16 protein-coding genes are annotated in these 23,970 nt (G+C 65.3%); 4 read left to right on the forward strand and 12 right to left on the reverse strand.

Annotated features, from left to right (window positions below; translation table 11 throughout):
* Nucleotides 1-15: 15 nt before the first annotated feature.
* Nucleotides 16-1,650, reverse strand: a complete 1,635-nt coding sequence (locus NJT13_RS13500; RefSeq protein WP_254525459.1) for a long-chain fatty acid--CoA ligase — start codon at nt 1,648-1,650, stop codon at nt 16-18.
* Between the two features lie 218 nt (nt 1,651-1,868).
* On the opposite strand from NJT13_RS13500, the gene NJT13_RS13505 reads away from it, so the two are divergent.
* On the forward strand, nt 1,869-3,491 hold the full coding sequence (locus NJT13_RS13505; protein WP_254522169.1) for an acetate--CoA ligase: 1,623 nt from the start codon (nt 1,869-1,871) through the stop codon (nt 3,489-3,491).
* Nucleotides 3,492-3,607: 116 nt separating this feature from the next.
* Here the strand turns inward: NJT13_RS13505 and NJT13_RS13510 are convergent, their stop codons facing one another.
* From NJT13_RS13510 to NJT13_RS13525, 4 genes are all read right to left on the reverse strand, one after another.
* Nucleotides 3,608-4,771 (reverse strand): CaiB/BaiF CoA transferase family protein, encoded by a 1,164-nt coding sequence (locus NJT13_RS13510; protein WP_254522170.1) that lies wholly within the window; start codon nt 4,769-4,771, stop codon nt 3,608-3,610.
* A 229-nt stretch (nt 4,772-5,000) separates the two neighbouring features.
* Nucleotides 5,001-5,933: a ferritin family protein gene (locus NJT13_RS13515; protein ID WP_254522171.1), complete on the reverse strand. Its 933-nt coding sequence runs from the start codon at nt 5,931-5,933 to the stop codon at nt 5,001-5,003.
* Nucleotides 5,934-6,024: 91 nt separating this feature from the next.
* On the reverse strand, nt 6,025-7,413 hold the full coding sequence (locus NJT13_RS13520) for an APC family permease (protein WP_254522172.1): 1,389 nt from the start codon (nt 7,411-7,413) through the stop codon (nt 6,025-6,027).
* Entirely contained in the window at nt 7,410-7,661 is a 252-nt protein-coding gene (locus tag NJT13_RS13525; protein WP_254522173.1) for a hypothetical protein, read from the reverse strand. Before NJT13_RS13525 ends, NJT13_RS13520 begins: the two co-directional genes overlap by 4 nt.
* A gap of 345 nt (nt 7,662-8,006) precedes the next feature.
* On the opposite strand from NJT13_RS13525, the gene NJT13_RS13530 reads away from it, so the two are divergent.
* A complete protein-coding gene (locus NJT13_RS13530) occupies nt 8,007-8,744 on the forward strand; it encodes a 3-hydroxyacyl-CoA dehydrogenase family protein (RefSeq protein ID WP_254522174.1) in 738 nt (245 codons plus the stop codon).
* Nucleotides 8,745-8,825: 81 nt separating this feature from the next.
* On the opposite strand, the gene NJT13_RS13535 is transcribed toward NJT13_RS13530, so the two are convergent.
* Together NJT13_RS13535 and NJT13_RS13540 are read right to left on the reverse strand one after the other, a co-directional pair.
* Complete coding sequence (locus NJT13_RS13535) at nt 8,826-9,623, reverse strand: enoyl-CoA hydratase/isomerase family protein (protein WP_254522175.1); 798 nt, start codon at nt 9,621-9,623, stop codon at nt 8,826-8,828.
* Between the two features lie 674 nt (nt 9,624-10,297).
* Nucleotides 10,298-11,368, reverse strand: coding sequence for an anthranilate phosphoribosyltransferase (locus tag NJT13_RS13540; RefSeq protein WP_254522176.1), 1,071 nt, complete (start codon nt 11,366-11,368; stop codon nt 10,298-10,300).
* 186 nt (nt 11,369-11,554) lie between these two features.
* Here NJT13_RS13540 and ahbB point away from each other — a divergent pair, with 186 nt between their 5' ends.
* A complete protein-coding gene (gene ahbB / locus NJT13_RS13545) occupies nt 11,555-12,649 on the forward strand; it encodes a siroheme decarboxylase subunit beta (RefSeq protein ID WP_254522177.1) in 1,095 nt (364 codons plus the stop codon).
* Nucleotides 12,650-12,825: 176 nt separating this feature from the next.
* Here the strand turns inward: ahbB and NJT13_RS13550 are convergent, their stop codons facing one another.
* Both NJT13_RS13550 and NJT13_RS13555 read right to left on the reverse strand, forming a co-directional pair.
* On the reverse strand, nt 12,826-15,924 hold the full coding sequence (locus NJT13_RS13550; protein ID WP_254522178.1) for an FAD-binding and (Fe-S)-binding domain-containing protein: 3,099 nt from the start codon (nt 15,922-15,924) through the stop codon (nt 12,826-12,828).
* A gap of 551 nt (nt 15,925-16,475) precedes the next feature.
* On the reverse strand, nt 16,476-17,366 hold the full coding sequence (locus NJT13_RS13555) for a 3-hydroxyacyl-CoA dehydrogenase family protein (protein ID WP_254522179.1): 891 nt from the start codon (nt 17,364-17,366) through the stop codon (nt 16,476-16,478).
* 241 nt (nt 17,367-17,607) lie between these two features.
* Between NJT13_RS13555 and NJT13_RS13560 the strand changes: the two genes are divergently transcribed.
* Nucleotides 17,608-18,750 (forward strand): thiolase family protein, encoded by a 1,143-nt coding sequence (locus NJT13_RS13560; RefSeq protein ID WP_254522180.1) that lies wholly within the window; start codon nt 17,608-17,610, stop codon nt 18,748-18,750.
* 133 nt (nt 18,751-18,883) lie between these two features.
* On the opposite strand, the gene NJT13_RS13565 is transcribed toward NJT13_RS13560, so the two are convergent.
* From NJT13_RS13565 to NJT13_RS13575, 3 genes are all read right to left on the reverse strand, one after another.
* Nucleotides 18,884-20,023: an acyl-CoA dehydrogenase family protein gene (locus NJT13_RS13565; protein WP_254522181.1), complete on the reverse strand. Its 1,140-nt coding sequence runs from the start codon at nt 20,021-20,023 to the stop codon at nt 18,884-18,886.
* A 147-nt stretch (nt 20,024-20,170) separates the two neighbouring features.
* The gene (locus tag NJT13_RS13570) at nt 20,171-21,724 is read right to left on the reverse strand and encodes a long-chain-fatty-acid--CoA ligase (RefSeq protein ID WP_254522182.1); all 1,554 of its coding nucleotides are present in this window, start codon (nt 21,722-21,724) and stop codon (nt 20,171-20,173) included.
* Nucleotides 21,725-21,819: 95 nt separating this feature from the next.
* Nucleotides 21,820-23,967, reverse strand: a complete 2,148-nt coding sequence (locus NJT13_RS13575) for a TRAP transporter permease (protein ID WP_254522183.1) — start codon at nt 23,965-23,967, stop codon at nt 21,820-21,822.
* Between the last annotated feature and the right edge of the window lie 3 nt (nt 23,968-23,970).

The following is a 23,970-nucleotide window of genomic DNA, read 5'->3' on the forward strand; positions in this document are numbered from 1 at the left end:
TTCAAGTGGAGAACCTTACCGTTTGGCTTCGGTCTCTCCGTCCGCCTCGAGGACGACGTCGAACTGGTTGCGCAGCGTCTTCTTGTCGAACTTGCCGGTGGAGGTCTTGGGGATTTCGGAGATGAACCGGTAGGCGTCGGGCAGCCACCACGAGGGGAACGTCTCCGAAAGGTGATCGTCGAGTTCCGATTCGGTGAGGTCTGCGCCCTCGCGCTCCACGACGCAGGCCAGCGGTCGTTCCTGCCAGCGCTCGTGGTCGACCGCGATGACCGTCGCCTCGCTGACGCCTTCGTGGGCGATGAGTTCGTTCTCGAGTTGGACCGACGAGATCCACTCGCCGCCGGATTTGATGACGTCCTTGTCGCGGTCGACGATGTCGATGTACCCCAGTTCGTCGCGGGTGGCGATGTCGCCGGTTCGGAGATACCCGTCGTCGGTAAACGCCGTCTCGTTCTCGTCGGGCCGATCGTGGTAGTGGTCGGTCACCCAGGGGCTGCGGACCTGGAGTTCCCCCATCGACTCGCCGTCGGGAGGCACCTCCTCGCCGTCGTCGTCGATGACGCGGGTTTGCATTCCAGGGACGGGGAGGCCCGCCTTCGCGCGGTACGCGTACTGCTCGTCGCTCGGACGCTCCTCGACTTCCTTCCGGAGCGTGCTAAGCGACCCCAGCGGCGACGTCTCGGTCATCCCCCAGCCCTGGATGATCGGCGCGTCGTACTCCTCGTCGTACTTCCGGATGAGCGACTCCGGCGGCGCGGACCCGCCGACCGTCAGCCGGTCGATGTTCGAGATGTCGACCTCGGGGTTCTCGTCCAGGTACTCGGCCATCTCGAGCCAGATGGTCGGAACGGCCGCCGAGACGGTCACGTCCTCGTCGGCGATCAGGTGGGCGATCGATTCCGGATCGGTGTGGATCGAGGGGAACACCTGCTTCGCGCCGACGAACGTCGCGGCGTAGGGGACTCCCCAGCCGTTGGCGTGGAACATCGGGACGACGGGGAGCGCCACGTCGCTCTCGCCGAGTTGATTCGCATCCACGTGACCGCACATGATGCTGTGCAGGTACATCGCGCGGTGGGAGTAGGGGACGCCCTTCGGCAGGCCCGTCGTTCCCGACGTGTGGCACATGCCGTACTCGGCGTCCTCGTCGATGTCGGGCCAGTCGTACTCCGTCGACTGCCCCGCCAGTAGCGACTCGTAATCGGTCACCGGCTCCAGACTCGTCTCCGGGACCTCGTCGTCGAGGACGACGTACTGTTCGACGGTTTCGAGGTCGTCTGCGTTCGCTTCGACCTTCTCGATGAGTCCCGGATCGACGAACACCACGCGGTCCTCGGCGTCGTCGATCGTGTGGACGAAGTGGTGGTCGGGCAGGCGCATGTTACACATGTGGATCGACCGCCCGGAGCAGGCCGGCCCGAAGTAGAGTTCGAAGTGACGGTAGTGGTTCGTCGCGACGACGCCGACCCTGTCACCCGCCTCGAGACCGAGGTCGTCGAGCGCGCCCGCGAGCCGGCAGATCCGCTCGTAGGCGTCGGCGTACGTGTACCGATGCGTGCTTCCGTCGGGCAGTTTCGTTACCAGTTCCCGGTCCGGAAACATCGTGACCGCCCGCTCGAGGATCTTGTCAAGTGTTAACTGAACTCCCATCATGGTCGTGTATAGTACTCCGACCCACCACCTTATGATTTGTGCCGGTCCCCGCGGTTCTGAACGTCGATTCGTCGCGCCGCTCGTCGAACGCGGGTGGGCGATTCGGACCGTTCGGAATCCGTCCTGGGAGCACAGACGGGTCGTGGGTCTATTCCGCCCCGAACTCCTGTCAATTCTGCGGAAGAATTATGACCGGGGTCGTCGAGCACTGATACATGACATACGATACCATATACGAGGCCGTTTCCGACAGATACGAGGCCGGAATGGGCTGGGACGAACACGCACACGTCGGCGACGAGGAATCGCTCAACGTCGCCGACGAAGCGCTGGGTCGCCACGCCGATTCCGCCGAGACTGGCCTTCGTATCCGCGATTTCGAGCGGGGCGAGACGGAGACGCACACGTTCGCGGAGCTGGCCGCGGCCGCAAATCGAGTCAGTAACTACCTGATCGAACACACCGACCGGGGTGACCGCGTCGGCGCGATGCTCCCGACGCGACTCGAGTTGTACGCCGTCGTCTTCGGGACGATCGCGGCGGGGCGGATCTACTTGCCGCTCGCGCCGATGTTCGGCCCCGACGCGTTGAACTACCGGCTCGAGGATTCGGGCGCCGCCGCGCTGTTCACGACGACCGATGGCTGTGCGGCCGTCGACGGCGACCTGCCGGCCCTCGAGCGCGTGATTTCGATCGACGGCGGATCGGTCGACGGAGCGGCGACGGTGGACGACTACGACGACGTCCGCGCCCGCGACGACGACTTCGAAACGGTCGAGACCCATCCGAACGACCCCTACTCGCTGACCTACACCTCCGGCACGACGGGGCCGCCGAAGGGGGTGCCGACGACCCATCGCGGCCCGATCGAACTGTACGCCTACACGGAGTACGTCGTCGACCTCCGCCCGGACGACGTCTACCTGGTCGCGGCGTCCCCGTCGTGGTCGTACGGGCTCACCATGGGAACGATCATGTCCGGTATCCGGGGGACGGCCATCGGCTGCTATCGCGGCCAGTTCGACCCGCACGCGTTCTTCGAGACGCTCGAGGCGTGGGACGTCGACAACGCGATGATCCCGCCGACGGCGCTCCGGCAGTCTCGAGCCGCCGGGATCGATCTCGACGGGTACGACGTCGACCTCAGGGTGCTGATCTCGGCGGGCGAGTCCTTAGACGAGGAGACCGTCGACTGGTGTGAGGACGGTCTGGGCGCCCCGCCGCAGGACGCCTACGGCCTCACCGAGGCCGGCATGGTCGTCTGCAACTACGCGTTCGACGACTGGGAGGTCCGCCCCGGAAGCATGGGGAAGGTCACGCCCGGTGAGGAGGTGGTGTTGCTGGACGACGACGGCACCGAAGTCGAGCGGGGCGAGGTCGGCGAAATCGCGATCCGTCGCGACGAGGACGCCCACGGTTCCTACTGGGGGCGTCCGGAAGCGACGCTCGAGACCTTCTCCGGGCACTGGCTTCGGACCGGCGACCTGGCGCGCCGGGACGAGGACGGCTATTTCTGGTACGTCAGTCGGGCGGACGACGTCATCATCTCGGCCGGCTACCGGATCGGCCCCGCGGAGGTCGAAGAGACGCTGCTCGATCACGCGGCGGTCGAGGAAGCCGCCGTCGTCGGGGCGGACCACGAGACGCGCGGCCAGATCGTGAAAGCGTACGTCACCCTCGTCGACGATCACGAGCCGTCGTCGACCCTGGCCGACGAACTGAGCGAGTTCGCCCGCGCGGAACTCTCGAAACACGAGTACCCTCGGGAAATCGAGTTCCTCGAGGCCCTTCCGAAGACCGCCAGCGGGAAGATCAAGCGCTCCGCCCTCGCGGAGTGACGGAGTCGCCGACTAACGCGCGTCTGGTCGGTTCGCCTGTCGTGACGTGTCTGGTCGGTCCACCGGTTGTCGCGCGCCCGATCGCGTTCGTCCCACTCCGACGGGAGCCGCTGCGATCACCGGATCGCGCCCGCGCCCCGGAGGTCGTCGATCTCGTCGTCGTCGTAGCCGACCGATGCGAGCAGGTCGGCGGTGTGTTCGCCGTGGCCCGGCACCGATTCGTCGTGAGAGTCGGGGACGTTCGACCCGACCGCGGGAAACCCGACTCGCGGCGGGGCGTCGCCCGACCGCTCGACCAGTCCCCGGGCCTCGAGTTGGGGGTGTGCCAGGGCTTCGGCCGGGGTACACACCGGCCCGGTCATCGTCTCGTCGCTCAATTCGTCGAGCCAGTCGTCCCGCGACCGACTCGCGAACAGGTCCGCCAGTTCCTCACGGACGGCCGTCAGTTCGGCCGGATCCTCGGTGTCGTGGTGTGCGACGAGGTCCTCGCGATCGACCTCCTCGCAGAACGCTCGCCAGAACTTCGGCTCGAGCGCGGCGAGGGTGACGTATCGCCCGTCGGCGGTCTCGTACACGTCGTACCAGGGAACCCGGCCGGTGAGCCTCGTTTCGCCGGGTCGCGGGCCATCGCCGGTGAGCGCATCGTAGGCGACGGCCTGGGAAAAGGAAGCGACCACGTCGGTCATGGCGACGTCGACGTACTCGCCGCCGTTGCCCAGTTCACGCGACAGCAGCCCGCCGACGATGCTGAACGCCGCGAACAGTCCGCCGCCGAGATCACCGATCTGGTAGCCCGGAATCTGCGGGGCCATCGATTCGTCCTCGCGGGTCATGTCGAGCAACCCGGCGAGGCCGACGTAATTGAGGTCGTGGCCCGCGCGTTCGGCGTACGGACCGGTTCCCCCGTAGCCGGACAGCGAGCAGTACACCAGCTCTTCGTTGTACTCGAGCAGGGTCTCGTAGTCGATCCCGAGTCGTTCGGCGACGCCCGGCCGAAACTGTTCGAAGACGACGTCCGCGTCCTCGACGAGCCGGTAGAACGCGGTCGTCCCTCCCTCGGACTTGAGATCGAGCGCGACGCTTCGCTTCCCGCGATTGACGCTGTCGAACAGCGCGGCGGTGTCGCGGTCGGTCGTCGGCGACGCGTACCTCGCGTAGTCGCCCGCGTCGGTATCTTCGACTTTCACGACGTCGGCACCCGAATCGGCGAGCAGTTGCGTCGCGTACGGGCCGGGAAGGAGCCGAGACAGATCGAGTATCCGTACCGAATCGAGTCGCATGGTGGCACGTCCCGCCCCGACCGCAAAAACCTACTGTCAGCGGGCAGTCGAACCGCCTTCGGCTCGCGTCTCGCTTCGTCGAGCATCTGCCCGCGAGACTGGACGAAAACGGTGGCCACAGGCTGCCAGCCGTACGCCGCTGGCCGCAAAGCGACCACCGTTTGCCGCTGTCGGATCGCCGGTCGTTCGCCGCTGGCCGCCGACCGTCGACACCCCTCCGCGAGGCGGGTCAGTCGTCGCTCTCGAGTTGCACCAGTTCGTCGACGTCGGGAATGTCGGCCGCGGCGTCGGTGATCTGTCGCATCCGGTCGGTGTGCTTGTCGATGGCGTAGGCGGCGAGTTCTCCTTCCTCGAGGCCGACGCGTTCGTCGGGGTCGTCGGGCTGGAACCGATCGTCTTCGGTGATCCCCTGGACGAGCGGGAGGAGTTCGTCGACGGTCTCTTCGATGATCGCGGGGTCGACGCCCTCGGCGATCAGCTTCTTGAGCTGATTCATGCCGAAGCCGACGTGGCGGCCCTCGTCGCTGCGGATTTTCGTGAATCCCTCGACCAGTCCCGGCAGGTGCGGGAGATTTTCGAACTCGCCGCCGTAGGAAGTTTGCATGCCGTAGTAGCCGGTCTGTGCGAGGATTCCCTCGACGGTGAGGTGATAGTGACAGTACGCCTTCGCCCGGTTCTCGGGGGTGTCGTCCTCGAGTAGCCGGAACTGCGCTTTCCGATTGCGGTCGAACAGTTCGATGTAGGGCTCGTTGAACCAGCGGTCGTGGCGGGGGTTCGATCGTTCCCACCCCATTTCGTCTTCGACCGTCCAGATGACCTCCCGCCAGTAGCGGTCGAAGAAGTCCGCGTGTTTCGCCTCCTCGTACAGTTGTGTCGTGATGAACAGTTGATCGTCGATGTCGTCGAGGACGGCGCCGAGCGGCGCGAGGTCCTCGGTGACTGCATCCTCGCCCGCGCCGAACTTCGCGATTCCGTTGAGCGTCCCGTACCAGGACTCCTGATCGTATTCTTCTTCCCCCTCGATGTCGGTCAGCAAGTGCTCGACGTCCTGCTCGAGTTCGATTTCGCCGGGGTCCCAGTGCCGTTCGACCGCGTTGCGGTAGTACCGGTTCGACCTGGACTCTCGGTCCATCATCTCCGTTGGCGTGTACTCAGTTGCCATATGCCAAGCACGGCCAACGAACTATTAAATGTGTTGTCTGTTTGCCATCCCCCGCCAGCGGTGACGGGATCGCCTCGGATCGTGGCGGTCCTCAATCGACGCCGCGTTCGCCACCGTTTCCGTCGACGCGCTCGTGGCCCTCGAGCGAGGTCATCGTCCGGTACGTTTCGATCCGATCCGTCTTTCCGAGTCGGTAGCGGTAGTAGACGTACGCGACGGCGAACCAGCCGATGAGAACGACGCCGACGACGGGTTCCTGGAGGAGCGTGACCACCCAGAACGCGGCGGTGACGACGGCACCGCCGAGGACCGCAGCGAGGAGGCCGCGGTAGCGCCGAAGGCGGAACGGGGCGTTGGCGTAGTGGTCGGGAAACTCTCGTGGGAGATTCCAGAGACCGATCGCACAGAAGAAGTACGCGGTGAGGCTGGCGAGTCCGATAAACACGGAGAGACCGACGATGTCGTTCGCGAGTGGGACGAGCAGAAACGGCGGCACGCCGAGAACGATGACCGCGTAATGTGGCGTGTCGAATCGCGGGTGAATTCGCGAGAGCGATGCGGGGAGGATCCCGTCGCGACTCGCACGCATCAGTGTCCGGGAGAAGACGAGCAGTGTCGTGTTCACGGTGGTGACCACCGCGAAGATCGCACCCGCAGCGATGACGTACTCTCCCCACCACGGGAGGAACCGAGAGGCGGCCAACGCGAGGTCCGCTTCGGATCCAAGTTGCGTGTACGGAACGACGCCGATCAGAACGGCGATGAGCGCCACGTAAAACAGCGCCACGATTCCGATGCCGAGTCCGAGCACGAGCGGGATCGTTCGACGCGGATTGTCGATCTCCTCACCGAGTTCGACGAGCAACCCGAACCCGAGAAACGGATAGAACAGCGCGACCACGGCGAGACCGAACTCCCCGTAATCAGGGAAAAACGGCGTGTAATTGGCGGTCTCGATCGCGCCGGCACCGGGAACGATGAACGTCAGCAAAACCGCCACGAGGCCGACGAAGAAGACGAGCTGGACCTGTGCGACCAGCCTGAGACCGATCACGTTGACGAGCAACACGAACGCGAGCAGGACGTAGATGAGCAGCATCGACGGCACGTCGAAAAAGATGCGCGTGTACTCGGCGAAACCGGTCGCGGTCACGAGCAACGACGCCCACGCGACGAGTGGGATCGTAAACGGGACCAGGAACCCCCAGTAGGGTGCCGTGAGACGCGAGATATAGACGTACAATCCGCCGGCGACCGGCATTGCCGATCCCAGCAACGCGTTGTACAGGACCACGAAGCTCGCGGGAATCGACGCAAGCACGATCGCCAACACGAGCGCCGGACCGGCCGCTTCCGCCAACGGTCCCGGCAGCACGAATATCGGCACCGAAATCGCGTTGCCGACGAGCAGCGCCAGCACACCGACGATGCCGATACTCGAGGTGAGCCTGTCAGATTCGCCGCTGGCCCCTCCGCTCATTCCCCTCGGGCGCGTTCGGCACGGCGGCGACGGATCTCGTAATCGCGAACGAAGCGACCGAGAACGAACCCTCCGACACCACAGAGAATCGGTGTCAGAAGTAACAGCGCCTCGATGGTCACTATCGGGAGAACGATCCCTACACCGAGACCGAAGACCAGCCCACCTTCGGGGTACTGTGCCGCGGCTACTTCGCGCTCGACGTCGTCCATGTCCGCAGGTACATCTCGGTACCGTCCGATTGCCATGGGATAACTCACCACGATCGGCGCAAAATATCTTTCGGACAGTTGATAGCTGGGCGGTCGTCGCTCGAGGGGCCGATTCGATCCGTGGCCGCTGCTCGGCGCGTGACCCCTGTTCGGTCCGCGAGCGAGTCGACACCGCCCTCGGACCGGTAGCCGCTTCGAGTCGGGTACGCCATCGAGACGTGGGTGGTCGGAAGTCAGTACCGCCCTCGAGACGGAAATGGCCGTGAGGCAGTACTGTCCTCGAGATCGACGGCGATTTCCGTCGCCGACGGCCAACTGTAGCGGCGCGGATTAACCGCCGCGTTGATAAGAACTAAGTCGGCTCTCGTGAAGGTTGGTGGCATGGCACAACAGAGTGCTGCCGTCGTCGGAGGCGGCATCATGGGCGCCGGTATCGCACAGGTACTCGCACGAAACGGCTACGACGTCTCGGTTCGTGAGATCAACGAGGAACTGGTCGACGAAGCCCGAGAACGGTACGTTTCGGGCAATTACGGACTCGACGATGCCGTCGAAGGCGGCTATCTTTCCCCCGACGAGCGCGACGAAATCGTAGACCGGGTCACGTTCACGACCGATCTCGACGCCGCGACCGACGACACCGATTTCGTTATCGAGGCGGTGACGGAGGACCTCGCTATCAAGGGCCAGGTGTTTCGCGATCTCGACGAGGTCACGGACAGTCAGCCGCTGTACTCGAACACGAGCGGGTTCTCGGTGACCTCGATCGCCAACGCCGTCTCCGACCCGTCACGAGTCGCCGTGACCCACTTCTTCAATCCGGTTCCCGTCATGGCCATGGTCGAGATCGTCCGGGCCCCGGAGACGGACGACGCGGTCGTCGAGCGCGCCGAGGAACTCGTCGACGAACTCGGCAAGACGAGCGTTACGATCGACGACGATCCCGGGTCCTACGGGTTCATCGCCAATCGATGCTACGGCGCGATGCGCGAAGAGGCCCAGAAGATCGTCGACGAAGGCATCGCAACCGAAGCGCAGGTCGACAAAGCGCTCGAGGACGGCTACAATCTCCCCGTCGGTCCGTTCTCGCTGCGGGGCATCGGCGAGGAGTGGGACTGAGCGACCGCTCACTCGGGACTCGAACGAGCGGCCTCCGAAAATCGGCGAGCAGGCTCCGAATATCGAAGCTGCGATGAGCCGTTACTTGCCCTCGAACTCCGGATCGCGGTCCTCGGCGAACGCCGCTGCCCCCTCGGCGTGGTCTTCCGTGTTGAGCAGTTCCACGAACAGTTGCCGGTCGTATCGCAGTCCTTCGTTCAGGCCGGACTGAACCGCCATCTGCGCGGACTTCTTGATCGCCTGGACGGCCAGCGGCGCCTGTCCGGTGAGCCCGGAGACGAATTCCTCGACTTCGTCGTCGAACTCGTCCGAGTCGAAGACCCGATCGACGATTCCCTCGTCGGCGGCACGCTCAGCCGAGATGTGGTCGCCGAACATGGCCAGTTCCTTCGCGACGGCGGGACCGGCCAGTTTCGTGACGTACTGAACGCCACCCGCACCCGGGAGGATACCGAGGTTGACTTCCGGGAAGCCGAACGTGCTGTCCTCGGTCGCCAGTCGGAAGTCACAGGCCAGTGCGGTCTCGAGGCCGCCGCCCAGACAGTAGCCGTCGATTTTCGCGATGACCGGCGTCGGGAAGTCCCGGATGACGTCGTAGTGGGTCCGATCGGACGATCCGCCCGCCGAGTCCGACGAGAAGCCGCCGATATCCGCGCCGGCGCAGAAGGCCTTCTCGCCGGCCCCCTCGAGCACGACGGCGCGCAGCGCGACGCCGTCGGCGCCCTCGTTTTGCTCCTCTAAGAGCCGTAGTCCGGCGACGATGTCCGCTCTGAGCTGGGCAGAAAGCGCGTTCAGCGCGTCCGGTCGGTTCATCGTGAGCGTGCCGACGCCGGTTTCTTCGTCGTACGATACCAGGACGGTGTCCAGTGATTCGTCCATGGATGACGGTCACGGGCAACGATCAAAAAGGTACGTTCGCCGGTGATTTCGCGGGGGATCGACATTTGCTCGTGTGGCAACCGCCTCGCGGCTCGTCGCGGAATCGTGCCGGCGGGCAATTCGCATACCGAAACTGTTCTTTCCAACTTTGTATTCGCATTTTGATACTATATGGTGCGGGCCGGTCCCTCCCGTCCCGTCGTGAATTGACGACGGAATGCCGGACGAGGGTCCGTCGACTTTACTCCCGCTTCCCGCACCCGCTTTACTCCCGCTTCCCGCATCCATTCGACGAACAGAGCTCGAGCGGCCACTACGGCGGCCGTCGACTGGAACGGGAGAGAAACGCCGTCCGATCGCCTCCCTCGAGTCGATCTCGCGATCAAACTGGTCGTCGTATCGGGTACGGGGGCTCGCTACCAACGATTCGCGCGATCGCCGCCTCTTCCGGCGGTTCGACGGCATTCGACCCGTCTTTCCCCTTCAACTGCACGTTCCTCACAAATAGAATACTATTCTGTCTCTCGAACATATTTTGGTTCCAGTATGTCTGTTCGCGTGTTCCGGTCCTCGTTCTCGATCCGCGCCGGGGGATCGAACCGACAGCTGCTGAATTAGGTATCGAAAATCTGTCGAGTGGACGCTCCCGTTCCGATCGTAACTCGAGGCCAGACTCAGAACGACCGGAGTTCCTCGAGGACGGCCTGCGCGCTGCCGTCGGCGACGACCGCGCGGGCCCGCTCGAGTCCCTCGTCCAGACTGTCCACGTCCTGGCGGGCGTACATCCGGAACGCGCCGTTGAGTGCGATCGCGTCCGCGAAGTGGTCCTCGCGGGTTCCGGCGAGGACCTCTTCGGTGATCGTCGCCGAGTCGGCGGTCACGTCGTCGACCGCGAGGTCCTCGCTTTCCATCTCCATGCCGTAGGTTGCGGTCTCGATCTCGTAATCCTCGAGCGAGTCGGCGTCGTCCTCCCACTCGGCCACCTTCGTGTAGCCGGGACGGATGTCGTCGTAGCCTTCCATCCCCTGGAAGAAGATGGCGCGGGAGAACGCGAGCTGTTCGCTCTCGGAGATCGTGTCGGTCAGTTTCTTCGCGAACGCCAGGTGGTAGAACGAACCCAGGTGGACGTCGGCGTTCGCCGGGTTCGCGACGGTTTCGACGGTGTTGACGAACGTCCGGACGCCCATCTCGTCGCGCCGGTCGTAGAGGGCCTGGATTCCGGGGTTGAACGCGGGCTGGTAGTAGAACCCGAAGCCGGTCTCGTCGACCATTCCGGCGCTTTCTTCGGGCTCGAGGTCGGTTCGAACGCCGAGTTCGTCGAGGACGTGCTTGTACGCGGTGGCTTTCTGTGTGGGGACGCGGTCACCGGAGTGGACGACGACGGGCGTTCCCGCCGCGGCGGCGACGATACCGGCCCCGACGCCGAGGACGGCGGAGGTGTGCTTGCCGTCGTAGTTCGCCCCGCAATCGACCGGATCGCAGTTCGGCTCTGCGGTGACGACCGACTCCTCGCGCATGACGTCGGTGTACGCCGCCAACTCCTCGGGGGTGTTTCGCTTCCAGCGGTTGGCCAGCCAGAACGCACCGAGGGTCGTCGCGTCGGGCTCGCCCGCCAGAATGCGCTGAAACGCTTCTCGAGCCTGCTCGCGCGTCATGTCGTCGGCCGACTTCGGACCGGAACCGACGACCTCGGTCATCAGCCGCTTGAGCGGCCAGTCGCCGAATTCCTGGGTTGCCTGCGCCATGTTGTGAAATCCTTCGCCCGGACCGCGCAAAAGTCTCCCGCTTCCCGTGTACGCGTGCCCGTCGAAAGACGGGTTTCGACTCGATCGGCGGCGGGACTGGAAGCGGTCGAAGCCGACCGGTGCCGGTCGTCCCGCCGTTCGGGTAGACCCGAAAACGATACGGCCCCCTTCTCCCTAGAGCAAGCAATGAGTGGCCTGTCGGTGGACTGGCGCGAGACGATCGACGATGCGGACGCGGCGCTGATCGACGGCTATCAGAGCGGTTTTCCCGTCACGGAGCGCCCGTTCCGTCGCGTCGGTGCTGCCATCGGACTCGAGGAATCGGCCGCGGTCGACCGCGTTCGCGCGCTGAAAGAGGCGGGGATCGTCCGCCGGTTCGGTGCCGTTCTCAACCCACCCGTGATCGGGTCGTCGACGCTCGCCGCCGTTCAGGCTCCGGACGACCGGTTCGACGAGGTCGCGTCGATAGTCAACGAGTACCGGCAGGTCAACCACAACTACGCCCGCGACCACGAGTGGAACATGTGGTTCGTCGTCACGGCCGGGTCCCAGGACAGGCGCGACGAAATCTTGGCGGAGATCGAATCCCGGACCGGCTGTACGGTCCTCGATTTGCCGATGCTGACCGACTACTACATCGACCTCGAGTTCCCTGTCGTCAACGGCGACCGCTTCGCCCGGGAGAGCGCCGTTCCGCAGTCCGCGGAATCGGGAGCCGGGACCCCCGCGAGCGACGACTCCCCCGGTCAGCGCACCGACTCGTCGGCGACCAGGATCAGCGAGGCGGCGACGGGCGACTTCACCGCGCTCGAGGCGGAGTTGCTGCTCGAGATTCAAGACGGGTTCCCGCTGTCGGCGACGCCCTACCGCGACATCGCCGAACGCGCCGGATACGCCGTGGAGGACGTTCTCGCGGCCATCGAACGGCTTCTCTCGAGTGGCTGCATCAAGCGGATCGGCTGCGTGATCAACCACGTCGTCACCGGGTTCGACGCCAACTGTATGGTCGTCTGGGACGTCCCGGACGAGAAGCTCGACGAGTGGGGAGAGCGAGCCGGCGGCCTCCCGTACGTGACGCTCTGTTACCACCGCCCCCGCAGGCCGGAGCTCGACTGGCCGTACAACCTGTTTACGATGATACACGGACGGGATCCCGAAGCCGTCGACGAGAAGATCGACGAACTGGCAGCGGACTATCTCCCCGTCGACAACGAACGGCTCTACTCGACCGAGACGCTCAAACAGACGGGCGCGCGGTACGACGAACTGGTCGGCCGGTAGTTACTCGTCGACACGCCCCCTTTTCGACCCGCCGAAATCCCCGGACTCGGCCGCTTCGTCGAACTCCCACCGGGTCGCATCCGTCGATCCCCGCCGGAATACCGTCGCTCGCTTCGGTCTGCGGTCGTCCGCGGCGCCCCGCTGTGCCGGTGTGGACCGGCCACCGATGCCGTCCGTCACTCGAGCGCCGCCGCGAGGAGTTCGATCGGCGTCGGGGGCTCCTCGCTCGCGTCCGGCCGGTTCTCGAGTTGCGTGCGACAGGAGGCACCGGGGGCGACGACGCGGTCGCCGTCGCTCTCCTCGACTTGCTCGTAGAGAATCTCTCCGATGGCGTCGCTCATCGAAGCGTGTTCGGCCTCGTATCCGAAGCTGCCAGCCATGCCACAACAACCCGAATCGAGCGGATCGACGCCGTAGCCGGCCCGCCGGAGGACGCCGACCGCGTGGTGATCCTTTTTGGCCGCTTTCTGATGACAGTGGCCGTGGTAGGTGAGGCGCTGCTGGACGGACGCGGGATCGAATTCGATCTCCTCGTCCAGTTGGAAGACGTCTACGTACTCGCAGACGCCGTACGTGGCCGCGGAGAGCGTCTCCGCCGCCTCCGACGAGAGTAAATCGAGGTAATCGGACTGAACCATGACGGCGTCGGACGGTTCGATCACGACCACGTCCCAGCCGTCTTCGACTCGCGGCGCGAGCGCGGTCACGTTCTCGCGGGCCGCGTCCCTCGCTTTCTCGAGGAAGCCCTTGGAAAACGCCGGGCGGCCGGTGTCTCCGAGACCGTCCGGGACGACGACCTGCACGCCGGCGGCCTCGAGGACGCGAACGGCCGCTTTCCCCGCGTCGGGGTGGTTGTAGTTCGTGTAGGTGTCGGGGTAGAGGACGACGGTGCGCGCGTCGCCTCGGTCCCCTCCCGCTGCCGCCCGCTTTCTCGACGCGGCCGCGCCGCCTCGCTCCTCGAACCAGTCACGGAACGTCTTCGCGTGAAACGTCGGCAGCGGTCGAGTAGAATCGATTCCGGCGACGATCTCGAGAACCGCCCGTGCGCCCGGTAGCGTTGCGAGCGCGTTCGAGACCGGTGCGAACCGCGAGCCCCACTTCGAGAGCGTCGACACGTTTGCGAAGAGCCGGTCGCGGACGGATGCGCCGTTTCGCTGGTGGTACTCGTGGGTCACCTCCGCTTTGAGCTTGGCCATGTCGACCTCGCTCGGGCAATCCCGCGCACAGCCCTTGCAGCCGATACAGAGGTCCATCACCTCCTCGACGAACTCGTCGGAAAACGCCTCGTCCGACCCGAGGTCCCCGCTCATGGCCTGTCGAAGCGCGTTCGCCCGGCCGCGAGTCGCCGTGATCTCCTCCCGACTCGCCCGGTAGGTCGGACACATCACGCCGCCGGTGGTCGATTGCTCGCCCCGACAGCCGCCACAGCCGTGACAGAGTTCGACCATGCCCTGGAAGCCGTTGTCGTTGTCCCACTCGAGAGCTGGCTCGAAGCCGGCCGCGAACTCGTAGTCGGGGTCGAATCGAAGGTTCTCGCGGAGGTCCGTCGGGTCGTCGTCGCGGAAGACGACCTGCCCCGGGTTCAAAATCCAGTCGGGGTCGAACGCCGTCTTCACGTCCTTGAAGGTCTCCCAGAGTTCGTCGCCGTAGAGTTTGTGATTCCACTGCGTGCGGGCGCGGCCGTCGCCGTGTTCGCCCGAGACCGAGCCGCCGAGGTCGACCACGAGGTCCGTCACCTCGTCTGCGATCCCGTGGAGTTGCTCGAGGCCGATTTCGGTCTTCGTATTCACGAGCGGCCGGACGTGAAGCACGCCCGGGCCGGCGTGAGCGTAGAAGCTCGCCTCGGTGCCGTGGGACTCGAGGATCTCCTCGAACGCGTCGACGAACTCGGGCAACCGCGCCGGCGGGATCGCGGTGTCCTCGATGAAGGAGATGTGCTTCTCGTCGGTCGTCCGCGAGAGCAAGATCGGAAGCCCCGACTTGCGCAGTTGCCACAGCTTCGCGCGCTCGGCGTCGTCGTAGGCCTCGAGCGCCTCGAGCGCGAGCGGCTCCGCCTCGCTCACCGGCGCATCTTCGATGGGATCGCCCGCGGGCGTCGCGGACGGCACCCGGTCGGCGAGCAGCCCGGCGACCTGTTCCCTGCCGTGGTCCGAATCGTCGGCGTAAAATTCCACCAGGAGGACGGCGTTGGTCCCCTCGGGAAGAATCTCGGTGACCGGGCCGAACTCCGCGGTATCGCGCGCGAGGTCGATCAGCACGTCGTCTAGAACCTCGACCGCCGCAGGGTCGTGCTCGAGGACGGGCTCGACGTCCTCCATCGCGTCGTGAAGCGTCGGGTAGCAGAGAAGCGAGACAGCTTTCGTCTCGGGTACCGACTCGAGCGAAACGGTCGCTTCGGTGACGATCGCGAGGGTCCCCTCGCTGCCGGCCAGCAGTCGCGCGAGGTTGACGGTGCCGGCCGCGCTCGTCTTTTCGCCGCCCGGCAGATCGATCCCGCGGGCCTCCGCGACGAGCCGATCGAGGTTGTATCCGGAGACGTTCCGCTTGAGATCGGGGTACGTTTCCTCGATGCGATCGCCCTCCTCCGTCAGCACGCGCTCGACTTCGGCGTAGATCCGGCCCTCGAGATCGCCGTCCGGATCGGCCCGCTCGGCTACCTCCTCGAGCGTCACCTCGCCGAACCGAGTGACGGTTCCGTCGGCGAGAACGGCTTCGACCTCCTCAATGTACGCGTCGGTCTTGCCGTATTTCAGCGAGTGCGCGCCGGTGGAGTTGTTGCCGATCGCGCCGCCGATCGCGCTCTTGTCGCCCCAGGCCGGGTCGGGAGCGAATTTGAGGTCGAACGGTGCGAGGGTTTCGTTCAGCGTCCCGAGAATCGTTCCGGGCTGGACCGTTGCGCTCCGGGCCTCTGGATCGATCCCGCGGATGTCGTTCATGTGGCGAGAAAAATCCAGCACGACGGCGCGGTTGACCGTCTGGCCCGCCAGACTCGTGCCGCCACCGCGCGGGAGGACGGGAATTTCGCGTGCCGCACAGTACTCGAGGATCCCCGCGACCTGGGCCGTCGTCTCCGGGAAGGCGACGGCGATCGGCGTCATCTCGTAGGCGCTCGCGTCGGTCGCGTACAGTTCGCGGGAGTAGGAGTCGCCGCGGACCTCGCAGTCGACGAGTTCCTCGAGATCCGCGACCAGCGCCGGACGATCGACGTCGTCGCTCCGGTAGTCGTACGTCGCTCTCCGGTCGGCGGCCGGGTCGGCGCTTGGCTCCAGGGACATACCGACACCTTGCCCAGGGGGAGCAAAAAGGACCCGCATTCCCGACGACCCGGTCGAAGCGATGACGAAACGCGGGACTGTTCGGTCCGCCCGCTGCCCGTTCGGATGGCCACCGTTCGACCGCGAGACGTTCGGCTCGCCGTCGGGTGCTGCGATACGTCTCGGGTCGACGCGGCCACCGCTCACACTGATGGGGGTATGCCGGGCGCCTCGAGGCGCCCGGCGGACACGCGGCGGGTCAACACTGGGGGTGGTGACCGAGTTCGAAAGTGGCCCCGTTGTTTTCCCACGTGCGCCCGTTGGGGCCGCCGCCCGACTGCGTCGGACGGTACTACTCTGTAACCGGGCCACCAAAACAAGCGCGATGCCTTACTGGTTGGGTGTTCCGAACGGCCGGCGGGTCTGCCTACGGTCCGAAGCCGTCGCCCTCGGTCGGACGCGTCCCCGGCGCTTGGACGCGACTCGTCGGGCTCCGCGAGGCCGGACGTCGCGCCGCGTCCGGCTCGGGCGACGGAGCGCCCGCGAGTTCTCTCGTCGTCCGTTCTCCCTGTTCAGTCGTCGTCGCTGCCCCACTGGCCGCTCATACCGACGCGCTCGCCGTCCTCCCAGACGTAGAACCCCTCGCCGGTCTTCTTGCCGAGATTTCCGGCCCGAACCTTTCGACGGAGGGTCTGGGGTGGTTTGAACCGCTCGCCGAGTTCCTCGCGGAGGTGTTCGGCGACGTGCAGACGCACGTCGAGTCCGACGTGGTCGGTCAGCTCGAGGGGGCCCATCGGATGGCCGTAGCCGATCGACATCCCCGTGTCGATGTCGGCCGGGCTGGCGACACCCTGTTCGACCATCCGAATCGCCTCGAGGCCGAGTGCGAGTCCGAGTCGCGAGGTGGCGAAGCCGGCCGTGTCGCGGACGACGACGTCCTCTTTCTCGATGTCACGCACGTAGTCGATGGCGACCTCTTCGGTCCGCTCGTCCGTCTGTTCGGCGACGACGATCTCCACCAGATCCATGAGGTGCGGCGGGTTGAAAAAGTGCAACCCGACGGCCCGCTCGGGCCGGTCGAGTACGCTCGCCATCTCCGTCACCGACAGCGAGGACGTGTTCGAGGCGATGACGGTGTCCTCGCCCGTCGCATCCTCGACGTCGGAGAAGACGTCCTTCTTCAGGTCCATGTCCTCGGGCACCGCCTCGACAACCAGATCGGCATCCGCCACGGCCGCCTCGAGGTCGGTCGTCCCCTCGATTCGCTCGAGGGCCGCGTCCATCTCCGCCTCGGTGACCTTGTCCCGATCGACGCCGCCTTGCAGGTTGGTCCGGATCCCCTCGAGGCCGTTTTCGACGAATTCCGTCTCGACGTCCCGCATGACGACGTCGTGGCTCGCCATCGCGGACACCTGCGCGATTCCGTGTCCCATACTTCCCGCTCCCAGCACTGCGATTTGCATGTTGGGACCCTCAGCGGAAACGTTCAAAAACGTTCCCTTTCGACCGACGAGCGACGCGGACGCTCGGGAGGGGACGATCCCGGCGGCGACCGGGTCGTCCGGCCGGCGATCGCCGGTCGCCGGGCGGGTTCCTGCTCGCTTCGAGATCGCCCCGTCCCCGTCGGACGGCACGACGACCGCGCGACTCGAGTGGCCGAGAACGGAGCTACTTTACCGGCGCGGTGCGAGCCAACGAGTACCAATGAGCGAACGGCAGCCAGTTATCGTCCAGGCAGTGCGGACGCCACAGGGGAAACACGGCGGCGTCTTCGCCGAGACCGGCAGCGAGGAACTTTCCGTCCCGCTCGTCGACGAGATGCTCGAGCGAACGGGCCTCTCGGGCGCGGACGTCGACGACGTGCGCTGGGGCTGTGCCAAGCAGGTCGACGAACAGAGCAACAACATCGCGCGGGTCATCGCCCTCCTCTCGGAGCTGGGTGAGGGCGTTCCCGGGACGACGATCGACAGGCTCTGTGCGTCCTCCGCGGAGGCGATCATGAGCGCGAGCGACGCGATTCGGGCGGGCCAGCGCGAGGTCATCGTCGCCGGCGGCGTCGAGAACATGTCGCGCAACGAGCGCCGGAAGGGGATCGGCTCCTACGACGGGATCGCAGAGCAGTACGACGCGGCCGGGCTCGCCATGGGCCAGACCGCCGAGAAAGTCGCCGAGGAGTACGGCGTCGGTCGCGAGGAACAGGACGAGTACGCCGCCCGGAGCCAGCAGCGCGCGGTCGAAGCCACCGAAGCGGGCCGGTTCGACGACGAGATCGTCCCGATCGACACAGGTGAGGAGGTCGTCGAGACGGACGAAGGGATCCGGCCGGGCACCACGAAAGAGAAGATCGCCGGCCTTCCGCCCGCTTTCCGGGAGGACGGCACCGTCACCGCCGCCAACGCCTCACAGATTTCAGACGGCGCCGCGGGCGTCTTGCTCACGAGCGAGGCGTTCGCCGAGGAACGCGGCCTCGAGATCGTGGCCGAAATCGAGGACCACAACGTGGCCGGCGTCGATCCCACGGTCATGGGGATCGGACCGGTGCCCGCGGTCCGGGGAATCTGGGACCGAAACGGCCGCTCGGCCGCGGACTACGACCTCGTGGAACTCAACGAGGCGTTCGCCAGCCAGACGCTGTACTGTCGGGACGAGCTCGGCTTCGACGACGCGACCTTCAACGTCAACGGCGGCGCGATCGCGCTCGGGCACCCGCTGGGCGCCTCCGGCGCGCGCCTGCCGGTCACCCTGATCCACGAGCTCCGACGACGGGGCGGCGGCCGCGGCCTCTCGACGATGTGCGTCGGCTACGGACAGGGTGCTGCGGTCGAGTTCCGAGTTCCGGACCAGTAACGACACCGCTCCCGGTTCCAGAACCGGTTCGTCTCGCGAGACCCGCGACCCGCGGCTCGCGACGAGGTTCGAACCGTGATCGACACGAGAATCGATAGATTCGCTGGCCGGGCCGCGGGCAGTCGCGGGCCGATTACAGCAGCTGGTCGGCGATGATGTTCTTCTGAATCTCGCTGGTCCCCTCGTAGATCTTCGTGATGCGGGCGTCGCGGTAGTAGCGCTCTGCGGGGTAGTCGGTGACGTAGCCCGATCCGCCATGGACCTGGATGCCCTCGTCGGCGACTTCGACCGAGATCTCGGAGGCGAAGAGCTTCGCCATGCTCGAGTACTGCGCGGCGACGTCCTGGTTGTTCTGCTCGACCTGGGTCGCGGCGCGGTAGGTCAGCGAGCGGGCGGCCTCGACTTTGGTCGCCATCTCGGCGATCTTGTGCTGGATGGCCTGGAACTCCGAGATCGGCTGATCGAACTGCTCGCGTTCGGTGGCGTACTCGATCGCGGCGTCGAGGGCGCCCTGGGCGGCACCGACGGCCTGTGCGGCGACGTTGGTGCGGCCGGAGGCGAAGAACTCCATCAGCTGGTAGAAGCCCCTGTCGACCTCGCCGATGACGTTCTCTTCGGACACGCGGACGTCGTCGACGATGACCTCTGCGAGGTCGGAGGCGCGGATACCGAGTTTGTTGTCGATCTTTTCGGTCTGGATGCCGTCACGGTCCATCTCGACGAGGAACGCGGTGATACCACGGTGGCCCTCGTCGGGGCTCGTCTTGGCCATCAGTACGCCGACGTCGGCGACGGTGCCGTTCGTGATCCACATCTTGTTCCCGTTGAGGACGTACTCGTCTCCGTCCTCCGCGGCGACCGTCTCGATCCCCGCGACGTTCGAGCCGTGGGCGGGCTCGGAGATCATCGAACACGACGCCGATTCGCCGTTCGCGATCTTCGGGAGCCACTCCTCTTTCATCCACTCGTCGCCGAATTCGATGATCATGTCCGTCCCGAAGCCGGCACTGCCGACGGCGGAGCCGATTCCTGGATCGGCTCGCCACAGTTCCTCGGTGACGATCGTCGTGGATATTTTGTCCATTCCGGCGCCGTCGTACTCGATCGGAATGTTCGGTGCGACGAAGTCGTATTCGGCGGCCTTCTTTCGGAGGTCCACGGGATACGTGTGCTCCCGATCGTGTTCCTCTGCGACCGGCACCATTTCGTTTTCGCCGAACTCGCGGACGGCGTCACGGATCGCTTCGTGTTCAGCGGATAACTGGAACGCCATAGTACGTCCTCACTGCCGTCTTACAAAGTAGCTTCGGATGCACCTGAAATTTGTTTTTGTTAATACAGTGCCGTACGAATCTCCGAAGTGGAAACGAACGTCTCGTTCCTCGGACGGTGAGCAGAAAACTACGGTCCGCGGCGGCGATCAGTCGTCGCGGAGTTCGAACTTCTGGACCTTGCCGGTCGTCGTCCGCGGGAGCTCCCGCACGAACTCGACTTCCCGTGGGTGTTTGTACTCCGCGAGGTTGGTCAGGCAGTACTGCTTGATGTCCTCGGGCGTCGTTTCGGCGTCGGGCGTCGGGACGACGAACGCTTTGACCGTCTCGCCACGGCGCTCGTCGGGAACCCCGACGACGGCGGCGTCGGCGACGTCCTCGTGCTCGAAGAGAAGTTCCTCGACTTCCCGCGGGTAGACGTTGTACCCCCCGGTGACGATCATGTGCTTCTCGCGATCGACGACGTAGAAGAAGTCGTCTTCGTCCCAGTAGCCGACGTCGCCGGTGTGGAACCAGCGTTTGCCGTCGGCCTCAGTGAAGGCTTCCTCGTTCGCTTCGGGCAGCCCGTAGTACTCTTTCATCACGTTCGGTCCGTGAATAACGAGTTCGCCCGTAATATCGTGGAGATCCCGCCCTTCTTCGTCGATCGGCCCTTCCTCGACCCGCGGCACTTCCTCGAAGTCCTCGGTGACGATCTTCGCCTCGACGCCCTCGAGCGGCTGGCCGATGCTCCCCTTCCGGCGAGCGTCGTTCGTGTTTGCGTGGGTGACCGGACTGGTTTCGGTCAGGCCGTACCCCTCGTTGAGCTGGACGCCCCAGAGGTCCTCGAACCGTTCTAAGACCTCGAGCGGAAGGCTCGAGCCGCCCGAGTTGGCGAACCGAAGCGCGTCGAACTCGTACTCGTCGGCGTCGGGCTGATTGATCATGTCGTTGAACATCGCGGGGACGGCGAACATGATGCTGATCTCGTCGTCCTCGAGCTGGTCCATCACCGCCGGCGCGTCCCACTCGGGAACGGGGTAGTAGGTGCCGCCGCTGTACATCGCGCCGTTCATCACGACCGACATCCCGTAGATGTGGAACAGCGGGAGGGTGCCGATGAGCCGGTCGCCGGCCTGGAAGCCGCCGGGCGGAGTGTCGGCGTTGGCTCGCGTCGTAAAGGCCAGGTTGTGATGGGTCAACAGGACGCCCTTGGGCGTGCCGGTCGTCCCGGACGTGTACGGCTGAACCGCGACGTCGTCGTCGGCACGTTCGACGACGGCTGTGGTGTCGTCCGCGAGGAACTCGTCGAATTCGGTCGCGCCGTCGACGTCGGCGCCCACGCTGATCACCTCTTCGACGTCCGTGTCGTCTTGCACCGCGATGACGTTGGGAACGAGATCGGCCAGCGCGACGACCGCTTTCGCCCCGCTGTCGCCCAGCATGTGGCTGATTTCGCGGGCCTTGTACTGCGGGTTCATCGGAACGACGATCCCGCCGGCGCGCAGGGTGCCGTAGAACGCCATCACGAACTGTGGAAGGTTCGGCAGGTAGATACCGATCCGGTCGCCCTCGCCGATCCCGTGATCGTCCAGCGCTCGGGCGAACTGGCCGGTGCGCTCCCAAAACTCTTCGTAGCTCAACTCGGTGTCGCCGTAGACGACCGCGGCCGAGTCCGGATACTCCTCGACGGTCTCGGCGACATCTGTTATGAGGTTCGTCATACCTTGCTGTTGTATGTCCCGAACGTCACAAAAGGATTGTTACTTCTCTTTGGACGCGACTAAAAAACAGACGGCGACGTGTCGCGGAGCTAGCTTCAGTCGCCCTCGAGCGAGGATGCCCGCTTCGACGTCGCTCGCTCGTGATCGTAACCGACGATCAGGTTCGCGTGGCCGAGGCCGGCGGCGATGACGACCCCGGCTGCAAGCTGGATCCCCAGGTCGACGGCGCCGGCCGCGTCCAGGACGGGCGCCAGCGGCGCCGCCCCGAACATGGCACCCAGGGCCGCGACGAGATAGAGCACACGAACGGGATACGAGAGGTCGTGAGCGCCGTCGAAGCCTATCGTTACCACGACGAGGGCGGTCGTCCCGGCGAGTACGAGCGGCAGGGCGATCAGCGTATCGGGCATCGACCAGTAGATGAGGCTGTTGTTCGCGATAAACGCGAACGGAATGACGAACCCTGGTGCGCCGATCCGAAGCGCTTGAACGCAGGACTGCGGGAAGCTCGCGTCGGCGATACTCGAACCGATCGCGACGGCGACGGCGACCGGGGGCGTGATCGCCGACAACATCGCGAAGTAGAACACGAACATGTGGGCGGTGATCTTCGGCACGCCGACGGCGATGACGCTGGGGACGATCAGCATAGCGACGAGGATGTACGCTGCCGGCGTGGGCATCCCGAGTCCGAAGAGGATGCTCGCGATCATGGCCATCACGAGCAGGAAGAAGAGGACGCCACCGGCGATCGAGACCATTTGCTGACTCAGGGCGCCGGAAAGGCCGGTCCCCTGGACCATCCTGAGGATGATCCCCAGCGACCCAAGAATACCGACGAGTGGGGCCATCTCGACCGCACCCTGCTTGAACCCGTCCAGCGTCTGTCTGGTCGTCCCGAGAACGTTCCAGACGATACCGGCGGCGGCGACGTTGCCGGTGTCGGCTTCGATGCTCCCGTCCGTCACCTCCACCTGCAAGACGTCGACCAGGAGGTTCCGGACGTACATCACGCCGACGATGGTCGCGACCGTGTACAACCCTGCCGCAAGCGGCGTGTACCGGAGGACGACGAGCGTGTACATCAACACGGCCAGTGGGATCCCGAAGTGCAGTCCGGAGAGCAGGACGGTGTAATCGAACGGCTCGATATCGTCCGTCGTCCAGCCGAACTTGAGGACGAGCAGGTAGACCGCGACGCCGACACTGATGTAGAACAGCGCCGCGGGGATGATCCCCGCGCGGATGATCCGCAAGTAGGACACGTTGAGGATGTCGGCCATCAGAAACGCGGCCACGCCCATCACCGGGGGAAGCATCTGTCCGCCGCTCGAGGCGACCGCCTCGATGGCGGCCGCGAAGTCGTCACGGATGCCCTGATCTTTGATCATCGGGATGGTGAAACTACCGGTCGTCGCAGTGTTTGCGGCTGCGCTGCCGGTGATCGATCCCATGACCATGCTCGCGACGACGGCGATCTGGACGACGCCGGTCCGGAGGCTCGTCCCCATCTCTCGGCCGACGCCGAGGACGTAGTCGAGCGCGCCGTACGCCTTTGCGATGCCGGCGAACATGATGAAAATCGCGACCCACGTCGAACCGATGCGCAGAATGAAGCTGTACGTCCCCATGAGCCCGATCGCACTCTCCCGGGAGATCCGACTGATACTCATCCCGCTGTGGTGGAAGATACCGGGCAGCAAGGGGCCGACGAAAGCGTAAACCAGCGAGAAGACGACGACGGACGTGAAGAGATAGCCGAACGCCCGTCGGGTCGCATCGGTCATAATGAAGATGATCAACAGTCCAACCAGAATGTCGAGGGTCGAGTATCCGATGGTATAGGCGGACTGCAGGCGACCGAAGTGATAGTGGACGTAGCCGGTCGCGAACAGCGACGCGAGCGCGAGGACGACCGCCGACACGGCGAGGAGCCGAGCGCCGTTTCGGCGAACCACCGGCGAATCGGGCATCACAGCGTTTAGCACCCTCCCCGTGAAGGGATCTCCGACGAGATACTCTCGCGCTTCCGTGAAGTAGTAGAGAGCCAGCCCGATACCGAGGAAGACGTTGGCGTACTTGATCGGCTCCGCGAACCGTAACGTGTGCGCGTAGTCGATGGTCAACGCCGTCAAAGCGACGCCGAAGACGTAGATCAGTCCGGTCAGTACGTCCACGACGGTGATCTCTCGCGGCGAGGGGAGGTGGTGGCGGATACGGTCGCGAAGGGTGGCAGCGCTCATAAC

It is taken from the genome of Natrinema caseinilyticum, assembly GCF_024227435.1.
Taxonomy (GTDB): Archaea; Halobacteriota; Halobacteria; order Halobacteriales; family Natrialbaceae; genus Natrinema; species Natrinema caseinilyticum.

Bases quoted from the DNA above. Each gene is read 5' to 3' on its own strand.
- NJT13_RS13500 (WP_254525459.1), bottom strand. From the start codon at position 1,650: ATGGGAGTTCAGTTAACACTTGACAAGATCCTCGAGCGGGCGGTCACG.
- NJT13_RS13505 (WP_254522169.1), top strand. From the start codon at position 1,869: ATGACATACGATACCATATACGAGGCCGTTTCCGACAGATACGAGGCC.
- NJT13_RS13510 (WP_254522170.1), bottom strand. From the start codon at position 4,771: ATGCGACTCGATTCGGTACGGATACTCGATCTGTCTCGGCTCCTTCCC.
- NJT13_RS13515 (WP_254522171.1), bottom strand. From the start codon at position 5,933: ATGGCAACTGAGTACACGCCAACGGAGATGATGGACCGAGAGTCCAGG.
- NJT13_RS13520 (WP_254522172.1), bottom strand. From the start codon at position 7,413: ATGAGCGGAGGGGCCAGCGGCGAATCTGACAGGCTCACCTCGAGTATC.
- NJT13_RS13525 (WP_254522173.1), bottom strand. From the start codon at position 7,661: ATGGCAATCGGACGGTACCGAGATGTACCTGCGGACATGGACGACGTC.
- NJT13_RS13530 (WP_254522174.1), top strand. From the start codon at position 8,007: ATGGCACAACAGAGTGCTGCCGTCGTCGGAGGCGGCATCATGGGCGCC.
- NJT13_RS13535 (WP_254522175.1), bottom strand. From the start codon at position 9,623: ATGGACGAATCACTGGACACCGTCCTGGTATCGTACGACGAAGAAACC.
- NJT13_RS13540 (WP_254522176.1), bottom strand. From the start codon at position 11,368: ATGGCGCAGGCAACCCAGGAATTCGGCGACTGGCCGCTCAAGCGGCTG.
- ahbB (WP_254522177.1), top strand. From the start codon at position 11,555: ATGAGTGGCCTGTCGGTGGACTGGCGCGAGACGATCGACGATGCGGAC.
- NJT13_RS13550 (WP_254522178.1), bottom strand. From the start codon at position 15,924: ATGTCCCTGGAGCCAAGCGCCGACCCGGCCGCCGACCGGAGAGCGACG.
- NJT13_RS13555 (WP_254522179.1), bottom strand. From the start codon at position 17,366: ATGCAAATCGCAGTGCTGGGAGCGGGAAGTATGGGACACGGAATCGCG.
- NJT13_RS13560 (WP_254522180.1), top strand. From the start codon at position 17,608: ATGAGCGAACGGCAGCCAGTTATCGTCCAGGCAGTGCGGACGCCACAG.
- NJT13_RS13565 (WP_254522181.1), bottom strand. From the start codon at position 20,023: ATGGCGTTCCAGTTATCCGCTGAACACGAAGCGATCCGTGACGCCGTC.
- NJT13_RS13570 (WP_254522182.1), bottom strand. From the start codon at position 21,724: ATGACGAACCTCATAACAGATGTCGCCGAGACCGTCGAGGAGTATCCG.
- NJT13_RS13575 (WP_254522183.1), bottom strand. From the start codon at position 23,967: ATGAGCGCTGCCACCCTTCGCGACCGTATCCGCCACCACCTCCCCTCG.